General features: G+C 70.1%; 16 protein-coding genes. 10 read left to right on the forward strand and 6 right to left on the reverse strand.

Translation table 11 applies throughout. The features are described from left to right. The first annotated feature begins 332 nt into the window (after positions 1 to 332). Genes AC3RX1_RS01940 through AC3RX1_RS01955 form a run of 4 tightly spaced genes read left to right on the forward strand, consistent with a single transcriptional unit; the run spans position 333 to position 4,313 of the window. Complete coding sequence (locus AC3RX1_RS01940; RefSeq protein ID WP_491499542.1) at positions 333 to 1,592, forward strand: ABC transporter permease subunit; 1,260 nt, start codon at positions 333 to 335, stop codon at positions 1,590 to 1,592. A gap of 3 nt (positions 1,593 to 1,595) precedes the next feature. Further along, positions 1,596 to 2,579: a branched-chain amino acid ABC transporter permease gene (locus tag AC3RX1_RS01945; RefSeq protein ID WP_491499543.1), complete on the forward strand. Its 984-nt coding sequence runs from the start codon at positions 1,596 to 1,598 to the stop codon at positions 2,577 to 2,579. 37 nt (positions 2,580 to 2,616) lie between these two features. After that, entirely contained in the window at positions 2,617 to 3,561 is a 945-nt protein-coding gene (locus AC3RX1_RS01950; RefSeq protein WP_491499627.1) for an ABC transporter ATP-binding protein, read from the forward strand. Further along, positions 3,558 to 4,313: an ABC transporter ATP-binding protein gene (locus AC3RX1_RS01955; RefSeq protein WP_491499544.1), complete on the forward strand. Its 756-nt coding sequence runs from the start codon at positions 3,558 to 3,560 to the stop codon at positions 4,311 to 4,313. Before AC3RX1_RS01950 ends, AC3RX1_RS01955 begins: the two co-directional genes overlap by 4 nt. A gap of 86 nt (positions 4,314 to 4,399) precedes the next feature. Here AC3RX1_RS01955 and AC3RX1_RS01960 read toward each other — a convergent pair whose 3' ends face one another. The 3 genes from AC3RX1_RS01960 to groES all read right to left on the reverse strand — a co-directional run bounded on the left by AC3RX1_RS01960 (position 4,400) and on the right by groES (position 7,387). Then, positions 4,400 to 5,665, reverse strand: a complete 1,266-nt coding sequence (locus AC3RX1_RS01960; protein ID WP_491499545.1) for an ABC transporter substrate-binding protein — start codon at positions 5,663 to 5,665, stop codon at positions 4,400 to 4,402. 197 nt (positions 5,666 to 5,862) lie between these two features. Continuing rightward, a complete protein-coding gene (rarD, locus tag AC3RX1_RS01965) occupies positions 5,863 to 6,798 on the reverse strand; it encodes an EamA family transporter RarD (protein ID WP_491499546.1) in 936 nt (311 codons plus the stop codon). Between the two features lie 292 nt (positions 6,799 to 7,090). Next, a complete protein-coding gene (gene groES / locus AC3RX1_RS01970) occupies positions 7,091 to 7,387 on the reverse strand; it encodes a co-chaperone GroES (protein ID WP_017203655.1) in 297 nt (98 codons plus the stop codon). A gap of 307 nt (positions 7,388 to 7,694) precedes the next feature. On the opposite strand from groES, the gene AC3RX1_RS01975 reads away from it, so the two are divergent. From AC3RX1_RS01975 to AC3RX1_RS01990, 4 genes are read left to right on the forward strand one after another with little or no spacing between them, the layout of a single operon-like run. Beyond that, the gene (locus tag AC3RX1_RS01975) at positions 7,695 to 9,944 is read left to right on the forward strand and encodes an Hsp70 family protein (RefSeq protein WP_491499547.1); all 2,250 of its coding nucleotides are present in this window, start codon (positions 7,695 to 7,697) and stop codon (positions 9,942 to 9,944) included. A 12-nt stretch (positions 9,945 to 9,956) separates the two neighbouring features. Beyond that, positions 9,957 to 12,602 (forward strand): helix-turn-helix transcriptional regulator, encoded by a 2,646-nt coding sequence (locus AC3RX1_RS01980; RefSeq protein WP_491499548.1) that lies wholly within the window; start codon positions 9,957 to 9,959, stop codon positions 12,600 to 12,602. Then, on the forward strand, positions 12,599 to 13,507 hold the full coding sequence (locus AC3RX1_RS01985) for an IniB N-terminal domain-containing protein (RefSeq protein ID WP_491499549.1): 909 nt from the start codon (positions 12,599 to 12,601) through the stop codon (positions 13,505 to 13,507). The genes AC3RX1_RS01980 and AC3RX1_RS01985 overlap by 4 nt, the downstream gene beginning before the upstream one ends. Beyond that, positions 13,497 to 14,129, forward strand: a complete 633-nt coding sequence (locus tag AC3RX1_RS01990) for a hypothetical protein (RefSeq protein WP_491499550.1) — start codon at positions 13,497 to 13,499, stop codon at positions 14,127 to 14,129. The genes AC3RX1_RS01985 and AC3RX1_RS01990 overlap by 11 nt, the downstream gene beginning before the upstream one ends. On the opposite strand, the gene AC3RX1_RS01995 is transcribed toward AC3RX1_RS01990, so the two are convergent. The 3 genes from AC3RX1_RS01995 to AC3RX1_RS02005 all read right to left on the reverse strand — a co-directional run bounded on the left by AC3RX1_RS01995 (position 14,037) and on the right by AC3RX1_RS02005 (position 18,758). Further along, positions 14,037 to 15,587 (reverse strand): dynamin family protein, encoded by a 1,551-nt coding sequence (locus tag AC3RX1_RS01995; protein ID WP_491499551.1) that lies wholly within the window; start codon positions 15,585 to 15,587, stop codon positions 14,037 to 14,039. The two genes, AC3RX1_RS01990 and AC3RX1_RS01995, sit on opposite strands and share 93 nt — an antisense overlap. Then, a complete protein-coding gene (locus tag AC3RX1_RS02000; RefSeq protein ID WP_491499552.1) occupies positions 15,584 to 17,473 on the reverse strand; it encodes a dynamin family protein in 1,890 nt (629 codons plus the stop codon). The genes AC3RX1_RS01995 and AC3RX1_RS02000 overlap by 4 nt, the downstream gene beginning before the upstream one ends. A 127-nt stretch (positions 17,474 to 17,600) precedes the next feature. Further along, entirely contained in the window at positions 17,601 to 18,758 is a 1,158-nt protein-coding gene (locus AC3RX1_RS02005; RefSeq protein ID WP_491499553.1) for a hypothetical protein, read from the reverse strand. A 161-nt stretch (positions 18,759 to 18,919) separates the two neighbouring features. Here AC3RX1_RS02005 and AC3RX1_RS02010 point away from each other — a divergent pair, with 161 nt between their 5' ends. Both AC3RX1_RS02010 and AC3RX1_RS02015 read left to right on the forward strand, forming a co-directional pair. Further along, positions 18,920 to 20,110 (forward strand): class I SAM-dependent methyltransferase, encoded by a 1,191-nt coding sequence (locus AC3RX1_RS02010; protein WP_491499554.1) that lies wholly within the window; start codon positions 18,920 to 18,922, stop codon positions 20,108 to 20,110. A 52-nt stretch (positions 20,111 to 20,162) separates the two neighbouring features. Further along, positions 20,163 to 21,185 carry a LacI family DNA-binding transcriptional regulator gene (locus AC3RX1_RS02015; protein WP_491499555.1) on the forward strand — a complete coding sequence of 341 codons (1,023 nt, stop codon included), beginning with the start codon at positions 20,163 to 20,165 and terminating at the stop codon, positions 21,183 to 21,185. The last annotated feature ends 48 nt before the right edge of the window (positions 21,186 to 21,233 follow it).

Genomic DNA, 21,233 nt, shown 5'->3' on the forward strand with positions numbered 1-21,233 from the left:
CGCATGACTGGGAAGCCGCTCTGCAACGGCGCCGGGCCGGGGCGGGTATCACGAACCGCGCACGATCGCGCCGCGCCGATAGGAGTTCGGTCTTCGGTCAGGCTACGCTCGTGACATCGCGCTGGGCGGCGCAGCGAGACCCGACGGCGCCGCGGCGAACTCGATGTGGAGGTTGCGTGAGACACAGGACAGCGGCGCTTCGCCGACCATTCAGATGGCGCATCGCGCTGCTGGGCGCCGCGGCGGCGGCTCTTCTGCTCCTCGTTCAACCGGCATTCTCGGCCTCGGCCGCATCCGACTCGACCTCGGCCGTCGCGTCCGCGGACACTGTCGTGGCGGCAACGGCCACGGGCATCTTGCCCGCCGACGAGAACGCCCCGAAGACCTCGTTCTACTTCGGCGGCAACGTCACCTACAAGGGCGAGCCGATCGAGGGCGTCGTCGTGTCGGTCGACGGCGAGGGATTCACAGCCGAGACCAAGACCGACGCCGAAGGCAAGTGGCGTCTGTACGTGCCGAAGAAGGGCTCGTACACGCTGAGCGTCGACGAGGACACCCTTCCCAAGGGCGTGATCGTCGACGCATCCCAGCTCCCCACCGGCGTCGAGCCGGTCTCGGGCACCACCGGCTCGTTCGACGCCGAATTCGGTCTGACCGGCACGAAGATCGTCAACCTGTTCCTCGGCGCAGGTGAGCGGATCACCGTGTCGTTCGCCGATCAGCTGCTCTCCCGCACTGTAGGCGGCATCAACTTCGGCCTGCTCCTGGCGCTCGCCTCGATGGGCGCGGCTCTCATCTACGGCACCACTCGGCTGTCCAACTTCGCACATGGCGAGATGGTGACGTGGGGCGGTGTGGTCGCGCTCTTGGCCACGTCGCTCTGGAACCTGCCGCTGTGGCTCGGCATCGCGGCCGCTGTCGTCGGCGGGGCGCTGCTCGGCTGGGCACTGGACGCGGGCCTCTGGAGGCCGCTGCGGCGCCGCGGCTTGGGCGTCGTCCAGCTCATGATCGTGAGCATCGGCCTGTCCCTGGCGCTGCGGTATGTGCTGCAGTTCCTGATCGGCGGCGGCACCTATCAGCTGCCGGGTGCAAGCCCGACCCCGATGAAGCTCGGGCCGATCTCGCTCTCGTACATCGACATCATCGGCATGGTCGTCAGCCTGGCCGTGATCATCGCGATGGGCCTCTTCCTCACCCGTACCCGGATCGGAAAGGCGACGCGGGCGATCTCGGACAATCCGCAGCTTGCCGCCGCGTCGGGCATCGACGTCGACAAGGTCATTCGCATCGTCTGGATCCTCGCCGGCACACTCGCCGCGATCTCGGGCGTCCTCTGGACGTACTTCCGTCCCGGCGTGAAGTGGGACATGGGCATGCAGATGCTCCTCCTGATGTTCTGCGCGATCACGCTGGGCGGTCTCGGTTCGACGCTCGGCGCGCTGATCGGGTCGATCATCGTGGGCATCGCCGTCGAGGTGTCGACCCTGTGGATCCCGTCGGATCTCAAGTACGCCAGCGCGCTCGTCGCGCTGATCGTGATCCTGCTCGTCAGGCCCCAGGGCCTGTTCGGCCGCAAGGAAAGGCTGGGCTGAGGCATGGACTTCGGAGCGATCTTCGGCAACACCGCCGCGTACTTGTTCAGCCCGGTGACCATCGCCTACGCGCTGGCCGCCACCGGCCTCGCCGTGCACTTCGGCTATGCGGGCCTGCTGAACTTCGGCATGGCCGGGTTCATGGCGATCGGCGGCTACGGCTACGCCATCTCGGTCCTCAGCTTCGGGGCGCCGTGGTGGCTGGGCATGCTCATCGGATTGGCCGGCGGAGCCGTGTTCGGCCTGCTGCTCGGCGTGCCGACCCTGCGCCTGCGCGCCGACTATCTCGCGATCGCGACGATCGCCGCCGCAGAGATCGTGCGGCTGCTGTTCCTCACCCAGGTCTTCGACAAGTGGACGAACTCGGCGGAGGGCCTGCGCGGGTACAGCGAGAAGGGCGGGTTCTGGAATGCCAATCCGTTCCCGCCGGGCACCTACGGGTTCGGCCCCTGGCGCTACTCCGAGGTCGATCTGTGGAACCGTGTGTTCGGCCTGATCATGCTCGCGTTGGCGATCCTCCTGGTGTGGGCGCTCATGCGCAGCCCCTGGGGCCGGGTGCTCAAGGGCATCCGCGAAGACGAGGATGCCGTGCGCTCGCTCGGCAAGAACGTCTTCGCCTACAAGATGCAGGCGCTCGTCGTCGGCGGCGTCATCGGCGCGATGGCCGGCATCGTCTTCGTGCTCCCGTCGGCGGTCGTGCCCGGCAGCTACTCCACGTCGCTGACGTTCTTCCTGTGGACGGTGCTGCTCCTCGGCGGCGCCGCGACGGTGTTCGGGCCGACCCTCGGAGCAGTGCTGTTCTGGATGCTGTTCGCCTTCCTCGGCAACCTGCTCCCCCAGATGGCCACGCACGGTCTGCTCCCGATGAGCGGACCGCAGGCCGAGACCGTGCGGTGGATCCTCGCCGGTGTCGCGCTGATGCTGATCGTGATCTTCCGCCCGCAGGGCATCCTCGGTGACAAGAGGGAGATGACCTTTGTCAAGTAAGCAGCCGCACGAGACAGCGCCGACCGGTCACCGCCCGATGGCCACGGGACTCGCGAAGGGACCCGCGGCACCCGGCGTGCCCAAGGTCGACCCGATCCTCGTCGCCGACGGGGTGCAGCGCCGCTTCGGCGGTCTCGCCGCCGTCGACGTCGACCATCTCGAGATCCCGCGCGGGGCCATCACGGCCCTGATCGGTCCGAACGGCGCCGGCAAGACCACACTGTTCAACCTGCTCTGCGGTTTCGACAGACCCAACAGCGGCGACTGGTCGTTCGATGGCAAGCGCATCTCGGGCATCCCCTCGTTCAAGGTCGCCCGAATGGGGCAGGTGCGCACGTTCCAGCTCACCAAGTCGCTGTCGCTGCTGACGGTGCTGGAGAACATGAAGCTCGGCGCCACACATCAGCGCGGCGAGCGGTTCTGGTCGAGCCTGCTGCCGTTCGTCTGGCGTGCGCAGGAGCGTGAGATCGAGGAGCGCGCACACGCGCTGCTGACCCGCTTCAAGCTCGACACGAAGGAGAAGGACTTCGCCGCGTCGCTGTCCGGCGGTCAGCGCAAGCTGCTGGAGATGGCGCGGGCCCTCATGAGCGATCCGACGCTGGTGATGTTGGACGAGCCGATGGCCGGAGTGAACCCGGCCCTCACGCAGTCGCTGCTCAGCCACATCCTCGAACTCAAGGACCTGGGGATGACGGTGCTGTTCGTGGAGCACGACATGCACATGGTCCGCCACATCGCCGACTGGGTCGTCGTCATGGCGGAGGGGAAGGTCGTCGCCGAGGGCCCGCCGCACACCGTCATGGAGGATCCCGCTGTGGTGGACGCCTACCTGGGCGCCCATCAGGACCTCGACCTCGGGGCTGTCACGGGCAGGATTGACGTGGTCACCGACACCGCAGCGGCCGCGAGGGCACGCGAGGTCATCGAGGCCGAGGCGGAAGCCGAGATCGAAGCCGAGGACGCCGAGGAGGAGCAGTCATGACGATCGGTGCTGACGCGTCGACCGAAGCCGTCGTCGAGCTGACGGATGTGCACGCCGGCTATCTGCCGGGCGTGAACATCCTCAACGGAGCGAACCTCGTCGCCCGCAAGGGCGAGCTCATCGGCATCATCGGCCCGAACGGGGCCGGCAAGTCGACGCTCCTGAAGGCGATCTTCGGCATGGTGCAGGTGCGCGGCGGCAGCATCACCGTCGACGGCGAGAGCATCGTCGGACTGAAGGCCGACAAGCTCGTCGCGCGGGGGGTGGCCTTCGTGCCGCAGACGAACAACGTCTTCCCGTCGCTGAGCATCGCCGAGAACCTGCAGATGGGCCTCTACCAGAATCCGAAGATCTACAAGGAGCGGCTGGAGTTCGTCACCGGGATCTTCGCCGAGCTGGGCAAGCGCCTGAACCAGCGCGCCGGCTCGCTCTCGGGCGGCGAGCGGCAGATGGTCGCCATGTCGCGCGCCCTGATGATGGACCCCTCGGTGCTGCTGCTCGACGAGCCCTCCGCGGGCCTGTCGCCGGTGCGACAGGACGACGCGTTCATCCGCGTCTCCGACATCAACAAGGCCGGTGTCACGACCATCATGGTCGAGCAGAACGCCCGCCGGTGCCTGCAGATCTGCGACCGGGGATACGTCCTCGATCAGGGGCGCGACGCCTACGAGGGCACCGGCCGCGACCTGCTGAACGATCCGAAGGTCATCGGCCTGTACTTGGGCACCCTGGGCCAGGACGAGGTCGCCTGACCGCATCGCGCGTCGCGCCACTCGCGACGGAGCGCCGACGAGGAGGGGCCCGGATGCGACGCATCCGGGCCCCCTGTCACGCGGGATTACTTGATCCGCGTGTTGTTGTTGTCGTCGCCGTACTGGTAGACGCCGATGGCGGCCCCAGCCGGATCGTTGTTCTCGTCGAACGTGACCTCACCCGACAGACCGTCGTAGTCGGCGGTTCCGCCGCCGTTGATGATCTCGGCACACTCGGCGAACGTCTTGCACTTCTTGCCGTCGCCCGAGCCGCCCGAGACCTCACGCATCTTGCCGGCCATGTCGGTGCCCTTGACCGAGCCGGACGCGAGAGCCGACAGCGCGATCAGGTTCACGGCGTCGTACGCCTCCGCGGAGTACGTGACGTCGTTGATCGGCTTGTTGCCGGCACCCGTCCACACCTTGTTGAGCTGGTCGAGGAAGTCGTCCGGCAGAACGGCGCCGGCACGAGTGCCCTTCGAGCCCTTGAGCTTGACCGACAGGTTGTCCTTCGCGTAGTTCGACAGGTTGCCGTCGACCAGGTAGAGCTTGCCGGTGTCGATACCGGCGTTGCCCAGCAGCGGCGCGATCGTCTTGAACTGGTCGTAGGACACGACGGCGACGGCGTCGGGCTTCGCCGCCGCGATCGTCGAGACCTGGGCGTCGAACTGGCCGTCGCCGACGTTGTACGACGCCTCCGCGACGACCTTGCCGCCGGTGCTCTCGAACGTGCTCTTGATCGCGTTCGCCAGCCCGGTGCCGTAGCCGTCGTTCTGGTAGATGATCCCGAGCGTGGTGGCGCCGTCCTCGGCTGCCTCGTTGCCCAGCACCTCACCCTGGAGGTTGTCACTGGGCGCCGTGCGGAAGTACAGCGGGTTCAGGCCCGAGAAGTCCGCCGAGGTGTTCGACGGCGACACGGTGAGGATGCCCGCGCCGATGTTGCCGTCGATGATCAGCTTGGTGACGCTCGACGATGCTGCGCCGACAAGAGCGGTGATGCCCTGGCTCTTGAGCTTCTCGATGGAGGTCTCGTACGCCTTGGTGTCGGTGTCGCCCTCGTCGGCCTGCGAGAGGTCGATCGTCACGCCGGCCTTCGCCTGGTTGATCTGGTCGACGGCGAGCGCGACGCCGGCCTCCATGGGCGCACCGAGGAACGCCAGCGACCCGGTCTGCGGCAGCAATGAGCCGAGCTTCAACGTCAGTTCGGTCGCCGGCCCCTTCTTCCCGCCGCTCGTGTCGCTCGGCGAGGCCGCGGGTGTGCTGCTGCAGCCAGCCATCACCACGGCCGCCGCCCCCGCGAGGGCGATCGCCGTGATAGCTCTGCCGCGGCGCAGGCCTCTCAGTCCGTTCATGGTGCTCCTTTGCTTGAACGTGGCAGTCGCTGCCACGATGAGTGCTCCTACCCTATGGGCACGGCGCGCTGCGCGGGCGTCGGAGAGGTATCGGGTCGCTAACGATCCCGCCGGTCACGCGGGTCGGTGAGCCTCCCGGGTCCAGTCACGCGGCGAGCGTCCCGCGTCCGGTCAGGCGGCGAGCTTCCCGGGCCCCGTCACGCGAGGTCGGCGACATCCGTGGCGCCCCGCGGGCGACGTGCCTGGCGCAGGGAGTCGACGGTGAGCACCACCAGTGCCACCCACACCAGCGCGAAGCCGGCCCAGCGCTCCGCCGGCATGTCCTCGTGCAGGATGACCACGCCGGTGAGGAACTGCAGGATCGGCGTGAGGAACTGCAGCAGTCCGACGAGGCTCAGCGGGGCACGACGGGTCGCCGCGGCGAAGAACAGCAGCGGCACCGCCGTGACGACTCCCGCGAGTGCGAGGAGGATGCCGTGGCCCACGCCGGCGGTGCCCATCGTGATGCCGCTCGTCGCCGAGACCCAGATCAGCATTCCGGCCGCGACGGGGCTGAGCCATGCCGTCTCCAGGGTCAGCCCGCTGAGCGCGTCGACCGACGAGCCGACGCGGTTCTTCGTGAGCCCGTACAGGCCGAACGAGAAGGCGAGGGTGAGCGCGATCCACGGCACCTGCCCATAGCCGACGACGATCACGCCGACCGCGACGACGGCGATGCCGATCGCCGTCCACTGTGCAGGGCGGAGCCGCTCGTGCAGCACGAGCACCCCGAGCAGCACCGTGACGATCGGGTTGATGAAGTAACCCAGGCTGGCCTCGATCACATGACCGTTGAGGGTCGCGATGAGGTAGACCGTCCAGTTGACGAAGATGAGGATGCCGGCGACGGCCATCAGCATGAGGAGTCGCGGGCTGCGGACGATCCGCGCCAGCGCGGGCCAGCCGCGGGTGACGGTCAACGCGAGCGCGCAGAAGACGAGCGAGAGCAGCACCCGCCAGGCGACGACCTCCCACGGCCCGGTCGGCAGCAGCGTGAGGAAGTAGAGCGGGAACAGGCCCCAGAGCAGATACGCGCAGAAGGCGAAGAATCCGCCGACGACGGTGTCGCTGCGTTTCCCGTCGTTCCTGCTCACCGACTCAGCCTAGATCCCGGCACCGAGTCCCCCGCCCCATCGCCGAGTTGCCCCTCGGTTCGCCGAGTTGCCCCGCGGTTCGCCGAGTTGCCCGCGGTTCGCGGAGTTTCCCCGCGGTTCGCGGAGTTTCCCCGCGGTTCGGCGCTCGTGCCGCAACGGAGGGAGGGTTCGGGACCGAGCAAGGACGGAATGTGCCGGATCATCCTCCCTCGGCACGTCTGCCTCCCCTCGATTCGTGCCGGAGACGACGAAGGCCCGGATGCCGAAGCATCCGGGCCCGTCTGAAGTGCGATCAGCGGACGACGACCGCCAGGACGTCGCGCGCCGACAGAACGAGGAACTCGTCGGCACCGAACTTGACCTCGGTCCCGCCGTACTTGCTGTAGAGCACGCGGTCGCCGACGGCGACGTCGAGCGGAACACGGTTGCCGTTGTCGTCGATGCGGCCGGGGCCCACCGCGACGACCTCGCCCTCCTGGGGCTTCTCCTTCGCGGTGTCGGGGATGACCAGGCCACTGGCAGTGGTCTGCTCGGCCTCGACCTGCTTGATGACGATGCGGTCCTCGAGCGGCTTGATGGAAACCGACACGGTCTACCTCTTCCTTGTTGAGACTAAGACGCGTTAGCACTCCGACGTGTCGAGTGCTGATCCCAGTTTAGGCATGCGCTGGCACTCACGCAACGCGAGTGCCAATCACGACGGCGCGAGGCGGCCCGACGGAAATCGACCTGGGGCGAACCCTTGCCGGGGCAGAGCCCCCGGCGTACACTCTCCCAGCAACACGACTGCCGCAAGGGAACGGCAGCAGGAACCACGCACTGGGGCGGGCAGCGGTTGGGGACCGTTGCGTTGGTTGGTTCGGGTGCGTGTGCTCGCAATTGGGGGCGAAGCACGTATGGGGGATGCGTACGCGCTGGCAGTGGACGTCGGTGCGAGCACGATCACGGCGGCGGCGGCTCGCCGGGCACCGGGCGGCGCGGTGTCGGCCGCGCCGGTCCCCCTCGGAGTCTGCGACGACGCGATTCCCGCTGTCGCGTTCGTCGAGGACGACGGCAGCGTGCTCATCGGCGATACGGCGCGCGCACGAGGGATGCGTCAGCCGCACGCCCGGGTCGACGGTCTGCCCCGGCTGGTCGGCGACGACGTCCCCCTGCTTGTCGCCGGGTGGCGCATCCGACCGGAAGCGCTGTTCGCAGCCGCCGTCGCCCACGTGGTCGAGTTCGCCCGCCGCCGCGAGGGCCGCGACCCTGACCGCGTCACGGTCGTCTGCCCCCTCGACTGGGGCGCCTACCGGCGCACCCTCGTGGCGGCGGCGCTCGGCGACGCGGGCGTCGCCGATGTCGACATGATCAGCGCTCCCCTCGCGGCGGCACGACGGGGAGCCGCCGAACAGGAGCTCGACGACGACCGGGTGCTCGTCGTGTACGACCTCGGGGCGACCTCGTTCGCAGCGACGCTCGTGGGCGAAGACGAGCACCGCAACCTCCGTATCGTGGGCGAGCCGATCGTCCTCACCGACCTCGGCGGCGCCGACATCGACGACGCCGTGGTCCGCCACGCCGTCGTGTGTTCGGCGACGGTCGGCGAGGCGATGTCCGCACCGGATGCCACGGCCCAGGCAGCCCTCAGCGCGTTCCGGGACGACTGCGTCGCCGCGAAGGAGGCCCTCTCCCGCGACAGCGCTGCGGTGATCCCGATCACCCTCGGACCGGAGCCGTCGAGCATCCGGCTGACGCGAGCGGAGCTCGAGACCCTTGCCGCTCCGCTGTTCCAGCGCACCCTCGACGGCGTCGACGCCGCCCTCGCCGCCGGCGGACTGACCGCCGACCAGGTGGCGCGGGCCGTGCCGATCGGCGGAGGCGCACGGATGCCGCTCGTCGCGCAGCGGCTCTCGCAGCACCTCGACCGCCCCGTCGCTGTCGACGCCGATCCGGCGTTCCTGGTCTGCCTCGAGGCCGCCCGCTGGGGCTGGGAGTGCGCCGAGCAGGCACGGATGCTCGCGGATGCCGCGGAGCCGCCCGAAGTGGAGGCCCAGCGGACCGACGTCGAGCCCCCGGCGCCCACGCGCACCGACATCCCGCTGCTCACGGCGCTGTCAGGCCGGGGGCGCACGAGCACCGGAAGGGCCGGCAGCACCCGCCGGGTGCCGGATGGTCTCGGCGCCGAGCGGGCGGTCGCCGCGGATCGGGAGACCGACGTGGAGGGCAGGGACAAGGAAGACCTCGTCGCGGGGGCCCGCCTCACTGCGCCGCGCGAGCCGGCCGCCCTCGCCGGTCGCTGGTACTCGGCGGCCCTGATCGCCGGCGCGGCCATCGTCGCCGCCGGAATCGTCCTGGGCGGGTCCATGGCCGCCGGATGGCGGCTCGGGCCCGACGACACGGCCTTCCCGCCCGCGGCAGCTGACGACGACGATTCCGACGCCGGCGACGACACGCCATCCGCTGCTCCACGGCTCCCCGGGCGCGCAGAGCGCAGCGCCATCTCGGTGGTCGCGCCGCACCACGGTTCGTCGGGCGCGTTCACGGCTCCTCCGGCGCCGAAGACCGGACTGCGCATCCTCGACGATCCGCCGGCCCTCGCCCCCGCTTCGCCCCTGCTGGCAGCGGATGCGCCGCGAACGGCGTCTCCGCGACGCATCCCGATCCTGAGCGGCCCGACCGACACCGGACGCACGCCCACCGGGGAGAGCGATGGCGGCACCACGGTCGCCGCCCCGCCGGTCGCCGAACCCGGCGCGGAGCCGGCTCCGCCCGCCGCCGATCCCGCGCCCGCAGGACAGGAATCCACGACCGTCGACCCCACTCCTGACGCGGGCAGCACTCCGACCCCGGCGACGACACCGGATCCCGCGTCCGCCCCAGCTCCGAGCACTGACCCCGCGCCGGCCACAGACCCGACGCCCGACCCGTCCGCGTCCCCCGATCCCGACCCCGCCCCGTCATCCGACCCCGCTCCCACGTCTGACCCCGCTCCCATCTCCGACCCCGCTCCCGCCTCCGACCCCGCTCCCACGCCCGACCCGTCCCCGACACCCGACCCGGCCGACACCCCAGACCCGGCACCCGCGAACCAGCCCATCCCCGAGGCGGTGTCCGACTCCGCTACCCCGTCGGCCACCGGCGCGTCCGAAGAACCTGCAGAGTGAGACGAGCATCAGATGTCGACGATCGCGCCTGACGAGACGGCCGCTCCCGAACGGTCGCTGTTCACCGGTGCACGCCACGCGCAGCGCCTGGTGGATGCGCTCGCCACGACCTCCGGGCCGCCCCGGGCGTTCATCGTGGGCAGCGCCGGATCAGGGAAGTCCAGCATCCTCGCGCGGCTGCGAACGCTCCTCACCGCCCAGGGCACGACGATCCGCGTCCTGCATCCATCCATCGACGTCACCGGCATTCCCGCCGATGACGTCCTGTTCGTCGACGACCTCCACCTCCTGCCGCCGCACGTCGTCAGGGCCGTCGCGACGCGCGCGGCCGCACCGCAGAACGCGCTCATCGTCGCCGTCCGCCCCTGGCCGCGCACCGACGCGCTCGTCGAGGCCACCACGACCCTGGAGCATGTCTTGCCGACGCTCGTCGCCGGACGACTGTGGACCGACGATGTCGCCGCGTACCTCACGGCGCACCGCACGGAGGTGCCCGCCGCATGCCTCGACGAGCTCATCGAGATCACCGGCGGAACCACCTGGCTGGTCACCGAGGCACTGAACGTCCACGAGCACGGCGGGTGCACCGACTCCGGGCACACCGCGCTGCGCCATCACCTCGGCGACCGCGTCGCCCAGCGGCTCGCCTCGGTCGACACGGCGGTGCGCTCCGCCGTCGAGCGCATCTGCCTCGGAGATCCGGATCCGGCCGGGATCACCGACGATGTGATCGCCCACGCGTTCTCAGAGGGACTGCTCACCCGCAACGGCTCCGCGATCCCCATCGTGCACCATGCCGTGCGCATGTCGATCCCCCTCCATCGCCTCGTCGACATCTCCCACGACAGCGCCGAGATCGCCGCGACCGTGGCCGAGGATCCGGCGCACCCCGCGTGGGGCACGGTGCGGGATGCGGAGGTCGGGCGCACGCTCATGGCAGAGTCTGCGCGACTTCTCGACGTCGACCCCGTCCGTGCCGACGCGCTCTGCCGCCGGGCGCTGGAAGCCGGAGTGGCGACCGCCGAGGCGACGATCGGCCGGGCCCGCGCCGCGTGGGCGGCGGGCGAGATCGACGTCGCGGCCTCGCTCCTGGAGACCGATCAGCCCGATCACGGCGGCCGCCCGAGCCGCCTGGGCCGGATGCTCGAGGCCGGCAGCGATCCGCTCATCGCCGACCTCCGCGCCGCGATCTGGTCGGCGCGCGCGATGATGTCGACCGCCGATGCCGTCTACCGCAGCATGCCGCAGCAGACGGGCCGCGCGAACGCCCACCTGACCGCCGTCGCGAACGGCCGGCGGACCGGAGTCGACGCCCCCGTCTCCGCGGGGTCCACGACGCGCTCTGTCGCCCTCGCGATGCTCGTCTCGGGCCTCCGTCGCACGCTCGAGCCCGACGCCGACCCGGCGGTGCTCGGCGAGCTGGCACGCGCATCCCGTCTCTACACCTCGGCCCGCTCCGGCGCGCCCCTGCCCGAACTGCCGGCCGTCGTCGCCGCGACAGCCGCCGTCGGCCTCGGCGAGACGGCGACGGCGACGAACGTCATCGACGCGGCGATCACCGGCGGCCAGGGCGGACGATGGGCACGACGCCGGCTGCTGCTGTGGGGAGCCTGGATCGCCGTGCAGACCGAGCAGCCCGCCCGTGCCCGCGAGCGCCTGGGCGAGGCGCGGCGCCTCGAGCATTCGTGGACGCCGCGTGACCGTCTCCTCGACATCGCCGTGACGGTCGCGCTCACTCGCCGCTACGAGGAACTCGAAGACCTGCGCGTGCTGTGGGATCAGGTGCGCGACGAGATCCAGCAGGCGACGATCGACCTGTTCCTCGTCCTGCCGCTCGCCACGCTCGTGAGCGCAGCGGCGCGGCTCGGCGACGACCGCACGCTCGCGCCGCTCATGAGCGAGGCCGTCCAGCTGCTCGCCGGTCTGGGCTCGCCGCCGGTGTGGGCGGCGCATCTGCGGTGGGCGGGCATCCAGCAGGGCATCCTCCTCGACCGCCCGGAGCTGCTCGAACCGCACGCTCACGCGCTCGTGAACGCCGCCGAGCACAGCACCGTCGCGGAGACGATGGCGCGTGCGGGCAAACTCTGGATGTCGGTGCTGGCGGGGCATGTCGATCCGGATGCCGTCGAAGCGGCCGCTGCGGAGCTCGCCGGGTGCGGACTCGCGTGGGACGGCGCGCGCCTCGCCGGTCATGGCGCCGCGCGCACCACGGATCGCAAGACGGCGGCACGCCTGCTCGCCTGCGCGCGGCGGCTGCACCCGCAGGACGTCGGCCATCCGCCCGCCCCTGTCGAGACGCCCGACGAGCAGTCTCCGGTTCTCAATCAGGCCGGGCTCAGCGACCGCGAGATCGAGGTGGCGCGCCTGGTCGTGCAGGGGAAGACGTACGCCGAGATCGGCAAGGCGATCTTCATCTCGCCACGCACCGCCGAGCACCACATCGCACGGATCAGACAGAAGCTCGCCGCCGAGAGCCGCTCGGATCTCCTGTCGAAGCTGCGCCCCGTGCTGCAGCCGGAGCACAGCACGGGGCCCATCCCGCTCAACCCCCTATCGAACCCTGGAGCGTATCGGGGACAACCCCGATCCCTGACATCCGGTGGCCGCGTAGCGTCGGAGACGATCGCTGCGGGCCGCACCCGTGAGGAGCGTGCATGATGACCACACTGCTGACGACGATCGCCGATGCGCTGATCGAGTTCATCCTCAGCCTGCTGCGGGATCCCGCAGCGCTCGACGAGTTCAAGGACGATCCCGAGGGCACGCTCGCGCGCAACGGTCTGGGCGGCGTGTGCGCGGCCGACGTGCAGGCTGTGAAACCCGTGGTGATCGACCACCCGCAGGTGCAGCTGCGCGTCGACCCGCCTCCGCAGGTCGCCTCGGTGCACTACACGAGCGTGCACACCGACCCGGTCGTGCGCGAGATCAGCACGATGGCGCAGACGTTCCACTTCGACAATCGGTCGACGATCGTCGACCAGTCGGTGAACCAGAGCATCTGGGCCGAGGGCGACGTCACGCAGGACTTCGACCATGAGGCGGTGATCTCGTCGGGCGACGGGTCGAACGCCGCCGGCCACGACGTCGACAACTCGACCACCGACACGACGGCGGGAGACATCTCGATCGGCAACAAGGACACGAACATCACCGTGGACGGCTCGTACAACGACTCGTCGACCGACACCTCGACGAGCATCGACACGACCATCGACACGGGGGCCGACGACGGCGCCAGCCAGCCCGATCCGAGCACGGCCGCCGGCGATGCCGTCGACCAGGGCTCGGGCCTCGCGGCCGCCGCGACGACCGACACCGCTGCTGATGCCGACGACGGTGGGACGGATGCGTCGACCGCCGCGCCGGCCGCGCAGGAGCCGGCCGATGCGGCTCCGGCGGAGGCGGCGCCGGCGGAGGCGGATGCGGCCCCCGATCCTGCGGCAGACGCCGCGGCAGCGACGGTCATCGACACGGCCGATGTCGGGCTGGACGACGCGGGCGATGACGGCGGTGCATACCCCGAGGCGGAGTCTCCGGCGGATGTCTCGTTCGATGAGCCGTGAGACGGTGCCGGCGCCGTTGCCGTCCCCTGCTCCGGGGGCGGCGGCGCCGGCCGAGGACCGCACCCCGCCCGCACGACCGCAGTTGCGGAATCCCAACGCCGCTCCGGTGATGGTCAAGGTCCCGCCGCCGGTGTCGGTGCGGCTGTCGCAGCTCATGTGGGTGCTGAGCTTCGTGCTGGGCGGGTTCTCGGTGGTGTACTTCTTCATCATCCGGAAGGAGCAGCTGCCGCTGATCCAGGACGCCGTGCGCGCCGTCGACTCCGCCCGGGAGGACGCCACCTACGAGAGCGCGGCCGACATCATCTTCTGGGTGAGCTTCGCGATCATGGTGAGCCTGCTGCTCGCGCAGATCACGCTCCTGGTCTCGTTCATGAGCCGCAAGCCCGGCATCCGGTGGTGGCAGCTGGCGACGTTCATCGCACAGGTGCTGCTGTACCTCGTGGTCATCCAGCTCGTCGCCGTCGGCCCGCAGGGATCGCTGCTGCGCCCGACGCTCCTGCTGCAGTGCGGGCTCGTACTGCTCGCGCTGCTATTGAGCACCTTCAGCCGGGCGATCGCGTGGACCGCCCGCCGGCACGACGTCCGCCGTGCCGGGAAGGATGCGTCCGCAGCCGAGGTCTGACGCGACACGCTCGAGACTGCGCACCACGACGCCCGCCGCCTGGGCGGCCTCGCGCGGCATCGTCGGCGAGTGGCTGAGCGCGCGCCAGCGGTCGAGGCTCGCCAGCACCTCCGCGCGGACGAGATCGTCGTCGGCATCCGGGGCGAGGCCCAGGCGCACGGCCGCCCCATCGCCGGAGCCGCCGATGATGCGCTCCGCTTCCGTGATCAGGGCGGCGGGAAGCGGAGGCTGCCCCATCCTCATCCGACCGATCAGGGCCAGTTCGCGCAGGTCGTGCGCGCCCATCTGGATCCTCTCCAGGCCCTCTTCGAGGTGGCGCGCGGCGGCGCGGGGCTTCTCGTCGAGGAGCCGCGTGAGCGCGGCGGCCACGGCGCGCGTCTTCAGTGCGGCCGAGCGGGAGCGGAACTGCAGCCGGACGGTGGCGACGAGCTCGTTGAGCCCGCTCTGGGCGACGAGCTGCTCGGCCAGCGCCGACGAGTCGTCGGCACCGCCGCGCACGAGCGAGGTGGCCAGGCGGATGCCGAAGATGCCGAACCGATCGAGGAGTTCGGCGCGCGCGCCGTCCTCGATGACGTGCGCCGTCTTCAGGAACCGATCGGCCGACACCAGCATCGGCTCACGCTGGTCGCGATCGAGCCGCGCGAGTCGCCGGAACGAGGCGAACTCGCTCTCCCGGAGCGTCCGGGCGGCCTCGGCCAGCAGCCCCGCCACGGGGACGACCGCGAGCGCCAGCGACGAGAGCGCGCCACCGGCCTCGTAGCGCTCGGCGACCTTCCGCGCCGACAGGAGCGAGTCGATGCGGCCGGATCCGATCTCGTCGGCCCGGGAGAGTACGGCGAGCGCGTTGACGGTCTGCGAGCTTCCCGCCGCCGTGTCGCGGAACGCCTCGAGGAACTTCAGGTCGGAGGCGTGCAGGTGCCGCAGCAGGTAGAGGATGGCGTCGGCCGATGAGGGAGAGTCGTCGGGCGCGAGCAGGTCGAGCGATCGGGCCGACAGGTGCTGCGACAGCGACGCGATGCCGGGGGTGTCGATCAGGGTCATCGACCGCAGCGTGCGCGACGGCCAGTGCACCTCGATGTGGTCGACGTCTTCGGCATCGAACGGGCCGAGATCGAGCACGAGCCGACCGTCGAGGCGTCGCACCGGCGCGGGTGCGGGTCGACCGGCGTGCGGATGCAGCGTGACCGACGGCATGTCGGCGTACCGATACCACGTCACCACGCGTGTGCACTCGCCGGCATCCGTCGGCGCGATCTGCTCCCCGAGCAGCGCGTTGAGCAGCGTCGATTTCCCGGCCTTCACGATGCCGGCCACCGCGACGCGGAGCGGTTCGCGCAGGCGGCGCTCGAGCCCGTCGAGCAGGCGGCACGCGGCCGCGTCGTCGGCGAACACCGCCCGCGCCGCATGGACGAGCGCGAGCGCGTCGCCCGCCACGTCGGCCACGGTCGCCGCCGTCATGCCCGGCCGGATCCGGTCGGCTCGGCGGGCCGCGCCGGCAGCAGTCCGGCCGCCCCGAGCCGCCGGCGGAGGCGTTCCAGCTGCTGGGCCTGCGCATCCAGCACCGCGAGTCTCTTCTCGCGATCGGTGGAATACGCCCCCGCGGCCGTCCGCGCACGGGCGACGGCCTCGGTGAGCGACCGGTGCAGCTCGTCGGCCAGACCACCGAAGTGATCGCGGCCCGTGCGCTGCACGACGCGGAGCCGGTCCTTCAGCTGCTTGGCCGATTGGAAGATCGCATCGTCGATGTAGCGCCGCACGAGCGACTTGGCCTCGAATCGGCGCCGCCCGAGCCGCGCGTTCATGTCCTCCCGGTAGGCACGGCGTCCCACCAGCACTCCTGCGAGCAGGGAGATGGGGTTGATCAGCGTCAGGCCGATGAGTCCTGTGGCGAGGCCCACCATGAGCACACCGCCGTACGAGCCGCGCACGCCGATATAGATCCGCTCCGCCGCGTTCATGTGTCCCGGATCGAGGTCGTTCGGCCGGTCGACGGTGTCCAGAACGCCGTTCGTGTCATCGACGGCGATCGTGGGCAGCGAGCGCTCCCCCTCGGCGAACAGCTCGGCCACCTCCTGGAGGAGCCACTGCGAGCGCTCGTTCGTCCACACGAAGGTCTCGGCCACGGCCGACGCCGTCCGCTGGTCGATCCACTCCACGATCTGCTCCCAGATCGGCCCCGGGTCGCCCTCGTCGATCGCGTCCTCGGCTTCGCGCTGCACCTTGCGGAGCCGCTCGCGCAGATCGTGCTCCATGTCGGAGATGAGGTCGCTGATGCCGTCGTTCAGGGCGATCTGCCACTTGGCCGTGCGCCCGCGGAACTCCTCGGCGCGAGCGGTCGCGAACTCGAGATCGGCGATGATCTTCGGCACCTGCGACGGGTTGCGCAGTGCGTCCCGCTCCGAGCGCACAGCCACCGTCATCTGGTCGACGACGGAACCGAGATCGTGCGCGGCGGCCTGGGCGTGCAGCAGCGCGGCGCGCTCCACGACGTCACGCCGCAGGTGCGCGACGAGCGCGGGGAATCCCGACTCGGCGTTCAGCTCGCGGTCGTTGCCCGCTGCCGCGAGCAGCCGCAGATCGCTCGACACGGCGAAGATCGGGACGTCACCGACCTCCCCGAGGTGGCGACGGTCGATCGATTCGATCTGCCGCCACTGCGGATACAGATCGGTCTTCGCGAGCACAGCCGCGACGTTGGGGGACAGCCGCTGTGCGTAGCGGAGGAACTGGATCTCGGGCTCGGTGTACTCCTGTGAGGCGTCGGAGACGAGGAGCACGGCGTGTGCCGAGGCGAGGGCGGCGAGCGTCGAGAGCGCGCTGCGCGATTCGAGGCCGCCCACCCCGGGCGAGTCGATGAGCCGCAGTCCCCCCTTCAGGATCTCGCGCGGCAACGACGCCTCCGCCGCGACGAGCCCCTGTTCGTTGCCGGGGTTCCCGTGCTCCGACACATAGGAGGCGAGTTCGTCGAGCGCGACGGGGGTGCGGTCGGTCGCACCCCTGTCGCTGCCGTCGGGCAGGCGCGTGATGATCCACGCCTGCGGTTCGCTTCCGTACCCGACCACGGTCGGGACGCTCGTGGCGATGTCGTCGTCGACCGGGCACACCGGGGCGTTGACGAGGGCGTTGATGAGCTTGCTCTTGCCCTGCTTGAACTCCCCGACGACGACGACGCGCACCGTCGGATCCTGCAGGCGTTCGCGCGCCTGCAGGAGACGGCCCGCAAGGTCACCACGACCGGCCGCCTCGACGATCTCGCCGACCGCATCGATCAGGGCCGGCAGTTGTTCGGCGCTCGTCGGCGCGGTCCCCACCACGCCGCCCGCCACACCATGACGCTCCATCATCGGCTCCACCAGGCCGACCTCCTCCCCACGAAGGTCTGATGAGCATTCACAGTACGCCTGCCGGCCCACGCGCGACAGCGTGCCGGGTGCCCGGGGGCATCCGGCACGTCGTCACCGCTGCAGAGGATCAGAGGCTCAGATCCATGTCCGCGTGGTCGCCGGGGCCGGTCTCGCCGGCGGGGCTGAACATGTTGCCCGTGTTCTCCCAGCTCTGCATGTCATGCGAGTCGACCTCGTCGGTGAACGAGTGGTCGAACTGCGCGTTCAGGTCCACGTCGGTCGACTGGTCGTTGAACGAGTCGTTGACGTCGGTGTCGACATCCCACGAGGTGTGCGTCGAGTAGTCGTTGAACGCGTTGTCGAGCGCGACATCGACGTTCGTGTTGCCGATGTTGATGTCACCCACGTCGATCGTCGTCTGCGAGTTGTCGATGTCGCCGCCCGCGGCGTTCGAGCCGTCACCGCCGGCCCACACGGCCGACTGCCCGAACGTCTGGTTGACGTCGCCACCCGCGTCGATGCCCTGGCTCACCGACTGGTCGTTGAACATCGCACGGTTGTCGATCGAGACGCCCGCCCCGCCGGTGGAGGCAGCCAGCGGCGCCATCCCGGCCATCGCTCCGCCGGCGCCGCCCGCGCCACCGAAGTCGACGTCGCCGAAGCCGGTGTTGTACTGCCGCACGCCGATGGTGGTCGAGTGGTCGTTCAGCGTCTGCGTGTTGAACGAGCTGGTGACGTTGAACGAGTCCTGGTTGCGCCCGCTCGAGTTGTCCGAGTTGTCCGAGTTGTCGGAGTTGTCGGAATTGTCCGAATTGTCGGAGTTGTCCGCCCACGTGGAATTGTCGGTCCAGATCGAGTGGTCGGAGTTGTCCGTCCAGGTGGAGTTGTCCGAATTGTCCGAATTGTCCGAGTTGTCCGAGTTGTCGGTGTTCGTCGTCGTCGAGTTGTCCGAGCCGTCCGCCGAGTTGTCCGAATTGTCGGAGTTGTCGGTGTTCGTCGAGTTGTCCGAGCCGTCGGCCGACGCATCCGTCGAGTTGTCCGAATTGTCGGAGTTGTCCGAGTTGTCGGAGTTGTCGGTGTTCGTCGAGTTGTCCGAGCCGTCGGCCGACGCATCCGTCGAGTTGTCCGAGTTGTCCGTGTTCGTGTTGGTCGAGTTGTCCGAGCCGTCTGCCGAGGCGTCGACGGAGTTGTCGGAGTTGTCGGTGTCGTGCGAATCCACCGTGTTGTCGGACAGCAGGTCGGTGTTGACCTGCGCCCCCAGGAGGTTCGCGTTGGAGTCAGCCATGATGGTTCCCTTCTCGCCGTGCCGGATGGCCTGCGTCGAGTGTCGAACGGCGGGGACCGGGGCGGCATCGGGGCCCTTCCCCGTATCCCCCGCGGAGGATTAGGGGGTGGGACGGGTCCCGCCGACCGGCGTGGGGGTGGCGGGCCCGTATCGTGAAGGTGATGGAACCCTCCGAACTGGCCGTGCTGCTGACGCGCGAGGGCCTGGCTCTGCTCGACGAACTGGGCCCGATCACGTCGACGGACGATGCGGCGCACGCGGTCTCACGTCTCCGTGCCGCGGGACACTCGCCGGACCTCGTCGCCGCCGTCGTCGGTCAGGCGCATCTGCGTTCGCGCGCTGCAGCGAAGTTCGGCGACTTCGCCGGGCAGATGCTGTTCACTCGGGCGGGACTCGAGCAGGCGACCCGGCTCTCGGTCGCTGCGCATCATGCGCACCGGATGCGCACCGCGGGCGTCGAGAGCGTCGCCGATCTGGGCTGCGGCATCGGCGGTGATGCGCTGGCATTCGCGGCCGCGGGGATGCGTGTGCACGCCGTCGACGCAGACGAGGTGACGGCGGCGATCGCCGGGTTCAACCTCGCGCCGTTCGCGGATGCCGTGACTGTCGCGCACGGACAGGCCGAGGCATCCGATCTCAGCGACGTGGATGCGCTGTGGCTCGACCCGGCGCGGCGCACCTCGGGTCACTCGGAGACCCAGCGGGTTCGTGCCGCGGAGTACTCGCCGCCGTTGGAATGGGCGTTCGCGACGGCGCGGACTCTCCCGACCGGCATCAAGCTCGGCCCGGGGCACGACCGCGACGAGCTGCCCGAGGAGGCCGAGACCCAGTGGGTGAGCGCCGACGGCAGCGTCGTGGAGCTCGTTGTGTGGACGGGGCGACTCGCCCGCGAGGGAGTGCGCCGTTCGGCCCTGGTGCTGCGCGGCGAGGCCGCTCATGAGCTGACCGCGGCCGGGGACACGCCGGATGCGGAGCCACGGGAGCTGGGCGCCTTCGTCCACGAACCCGACGGGGCCGTCATCCGCGCTCGTCTCATCGGTGAGGTCGCTCGGTCACTCGATGCGGGCATGCTCGATCCGCACATCGCCTACATGACCGGCGACGCCGCCGTGACGAGCCCGTTCGTGCAGTCGTTCCGGGTGCGCGAGACGCTGCCGGCCGCGCCGAAGGCGATCACCGCGGCGCTCAGGTCTCACGGCATCGGCACCCTGGAGATCAAGAAGCGCGGCGTCGACATCGATCCGGCGGCGTTCCGGCGCAAGCTGACCCTGCGCGGCGACGCCTCGGCGACGCTCATCCTCACCCGCGTCGGCGCGCGCCGTGTCGCGATCCTCGCCGACCGGGTCGCCTGAGTCGGACCGGGTGATAACGTTCCCTCGAAGAGCGACGAGGAACGAGCACGACATGAGCGACCAGCGCCGGCGCCCCACGGTCAAGGAGGTCGCGGCACATGCCGGCGTGAGCCCTATGACGGTCTCGCGCACGCTTGCGGGCGGGGTGAACGTCCGACCTGACCTTCAGGAGCGCGTCTTCGCCGCGGTCTCGGCTCTCGGCTACCACCGGAACGAGAACGCGCGCAGCATCCGCCCCGGCCAGCACAGCGGTCTCATCGGCATCGCCATCACGAACATCGCGAACCCCTACTACAGCACCTTCGCGCTCGGTGTCGAGGAGGAGGCCGCGGGAACGGGGCGCCGCATCCTGCTCGGCAACACCGCTGAGGACCCGCAGCGTGAGGCGCAACTGGTCGGCGACTTCCTCGGCCGGCGCGTCGAGGGACTCATCGTCGTTCCGACCGGAGTCGCGGCGACCCACCTCGAGCACGCGCAGCAGAGCGGTGTGCCGGTCGTGCTCGCATCGCGACGCGTCGCCGGGCTCGCGGCCGACAGCGTCGTGCTGGACGACGAGGACGGGGCGTTCCGAGGTACGACTGCGCTCCTCGAGGCGGGACACCGACGCATCGGCTTCCTCGGCAACATCCGCCGGATCTTCACGGGCGAACGGCGCTACCGCGGCTTCATCCATGCCCACGAGGAGTGGGGGGTCGATCCCGATCCCCTGCTCGTGCCCGACGGTCAGCAAGAGGTCGGGGAGGCCGCGACGGCCATGCGTGCGCTGCTCGAGATCGCCGATCCGCCGACGGCGGTGTTCTGTGCGAACAACCGGAACGCGATCGGCGCCGTGACCGAGATCGGACGTCAGATCGACGACGAGGGACGAGCAGCCGACGAGTTGCCCGAGCTGATGAGCTTCGACGACTTCGAACTCTCCGGCCTCATGCCGGTTCCGGTGAGCGTGATCGACCACGACCCGCGGGAACTCGGGCGCCGCGCGGCCCGACTGCTGCTCGACCGCCTCGAAGGTGGTGCGGGGTCGGCCCTGCGCGAGCTCGAGCTCCCCGTGACATTGCTCCGCCGTCATCGCTGATGTGCTCGCCGGTTGACGGGCTGCTTTGCCATTGGTAACGTTACCAGC

This window comes from Microbacterium altimontanum (genome assembly GCF_058349865.2).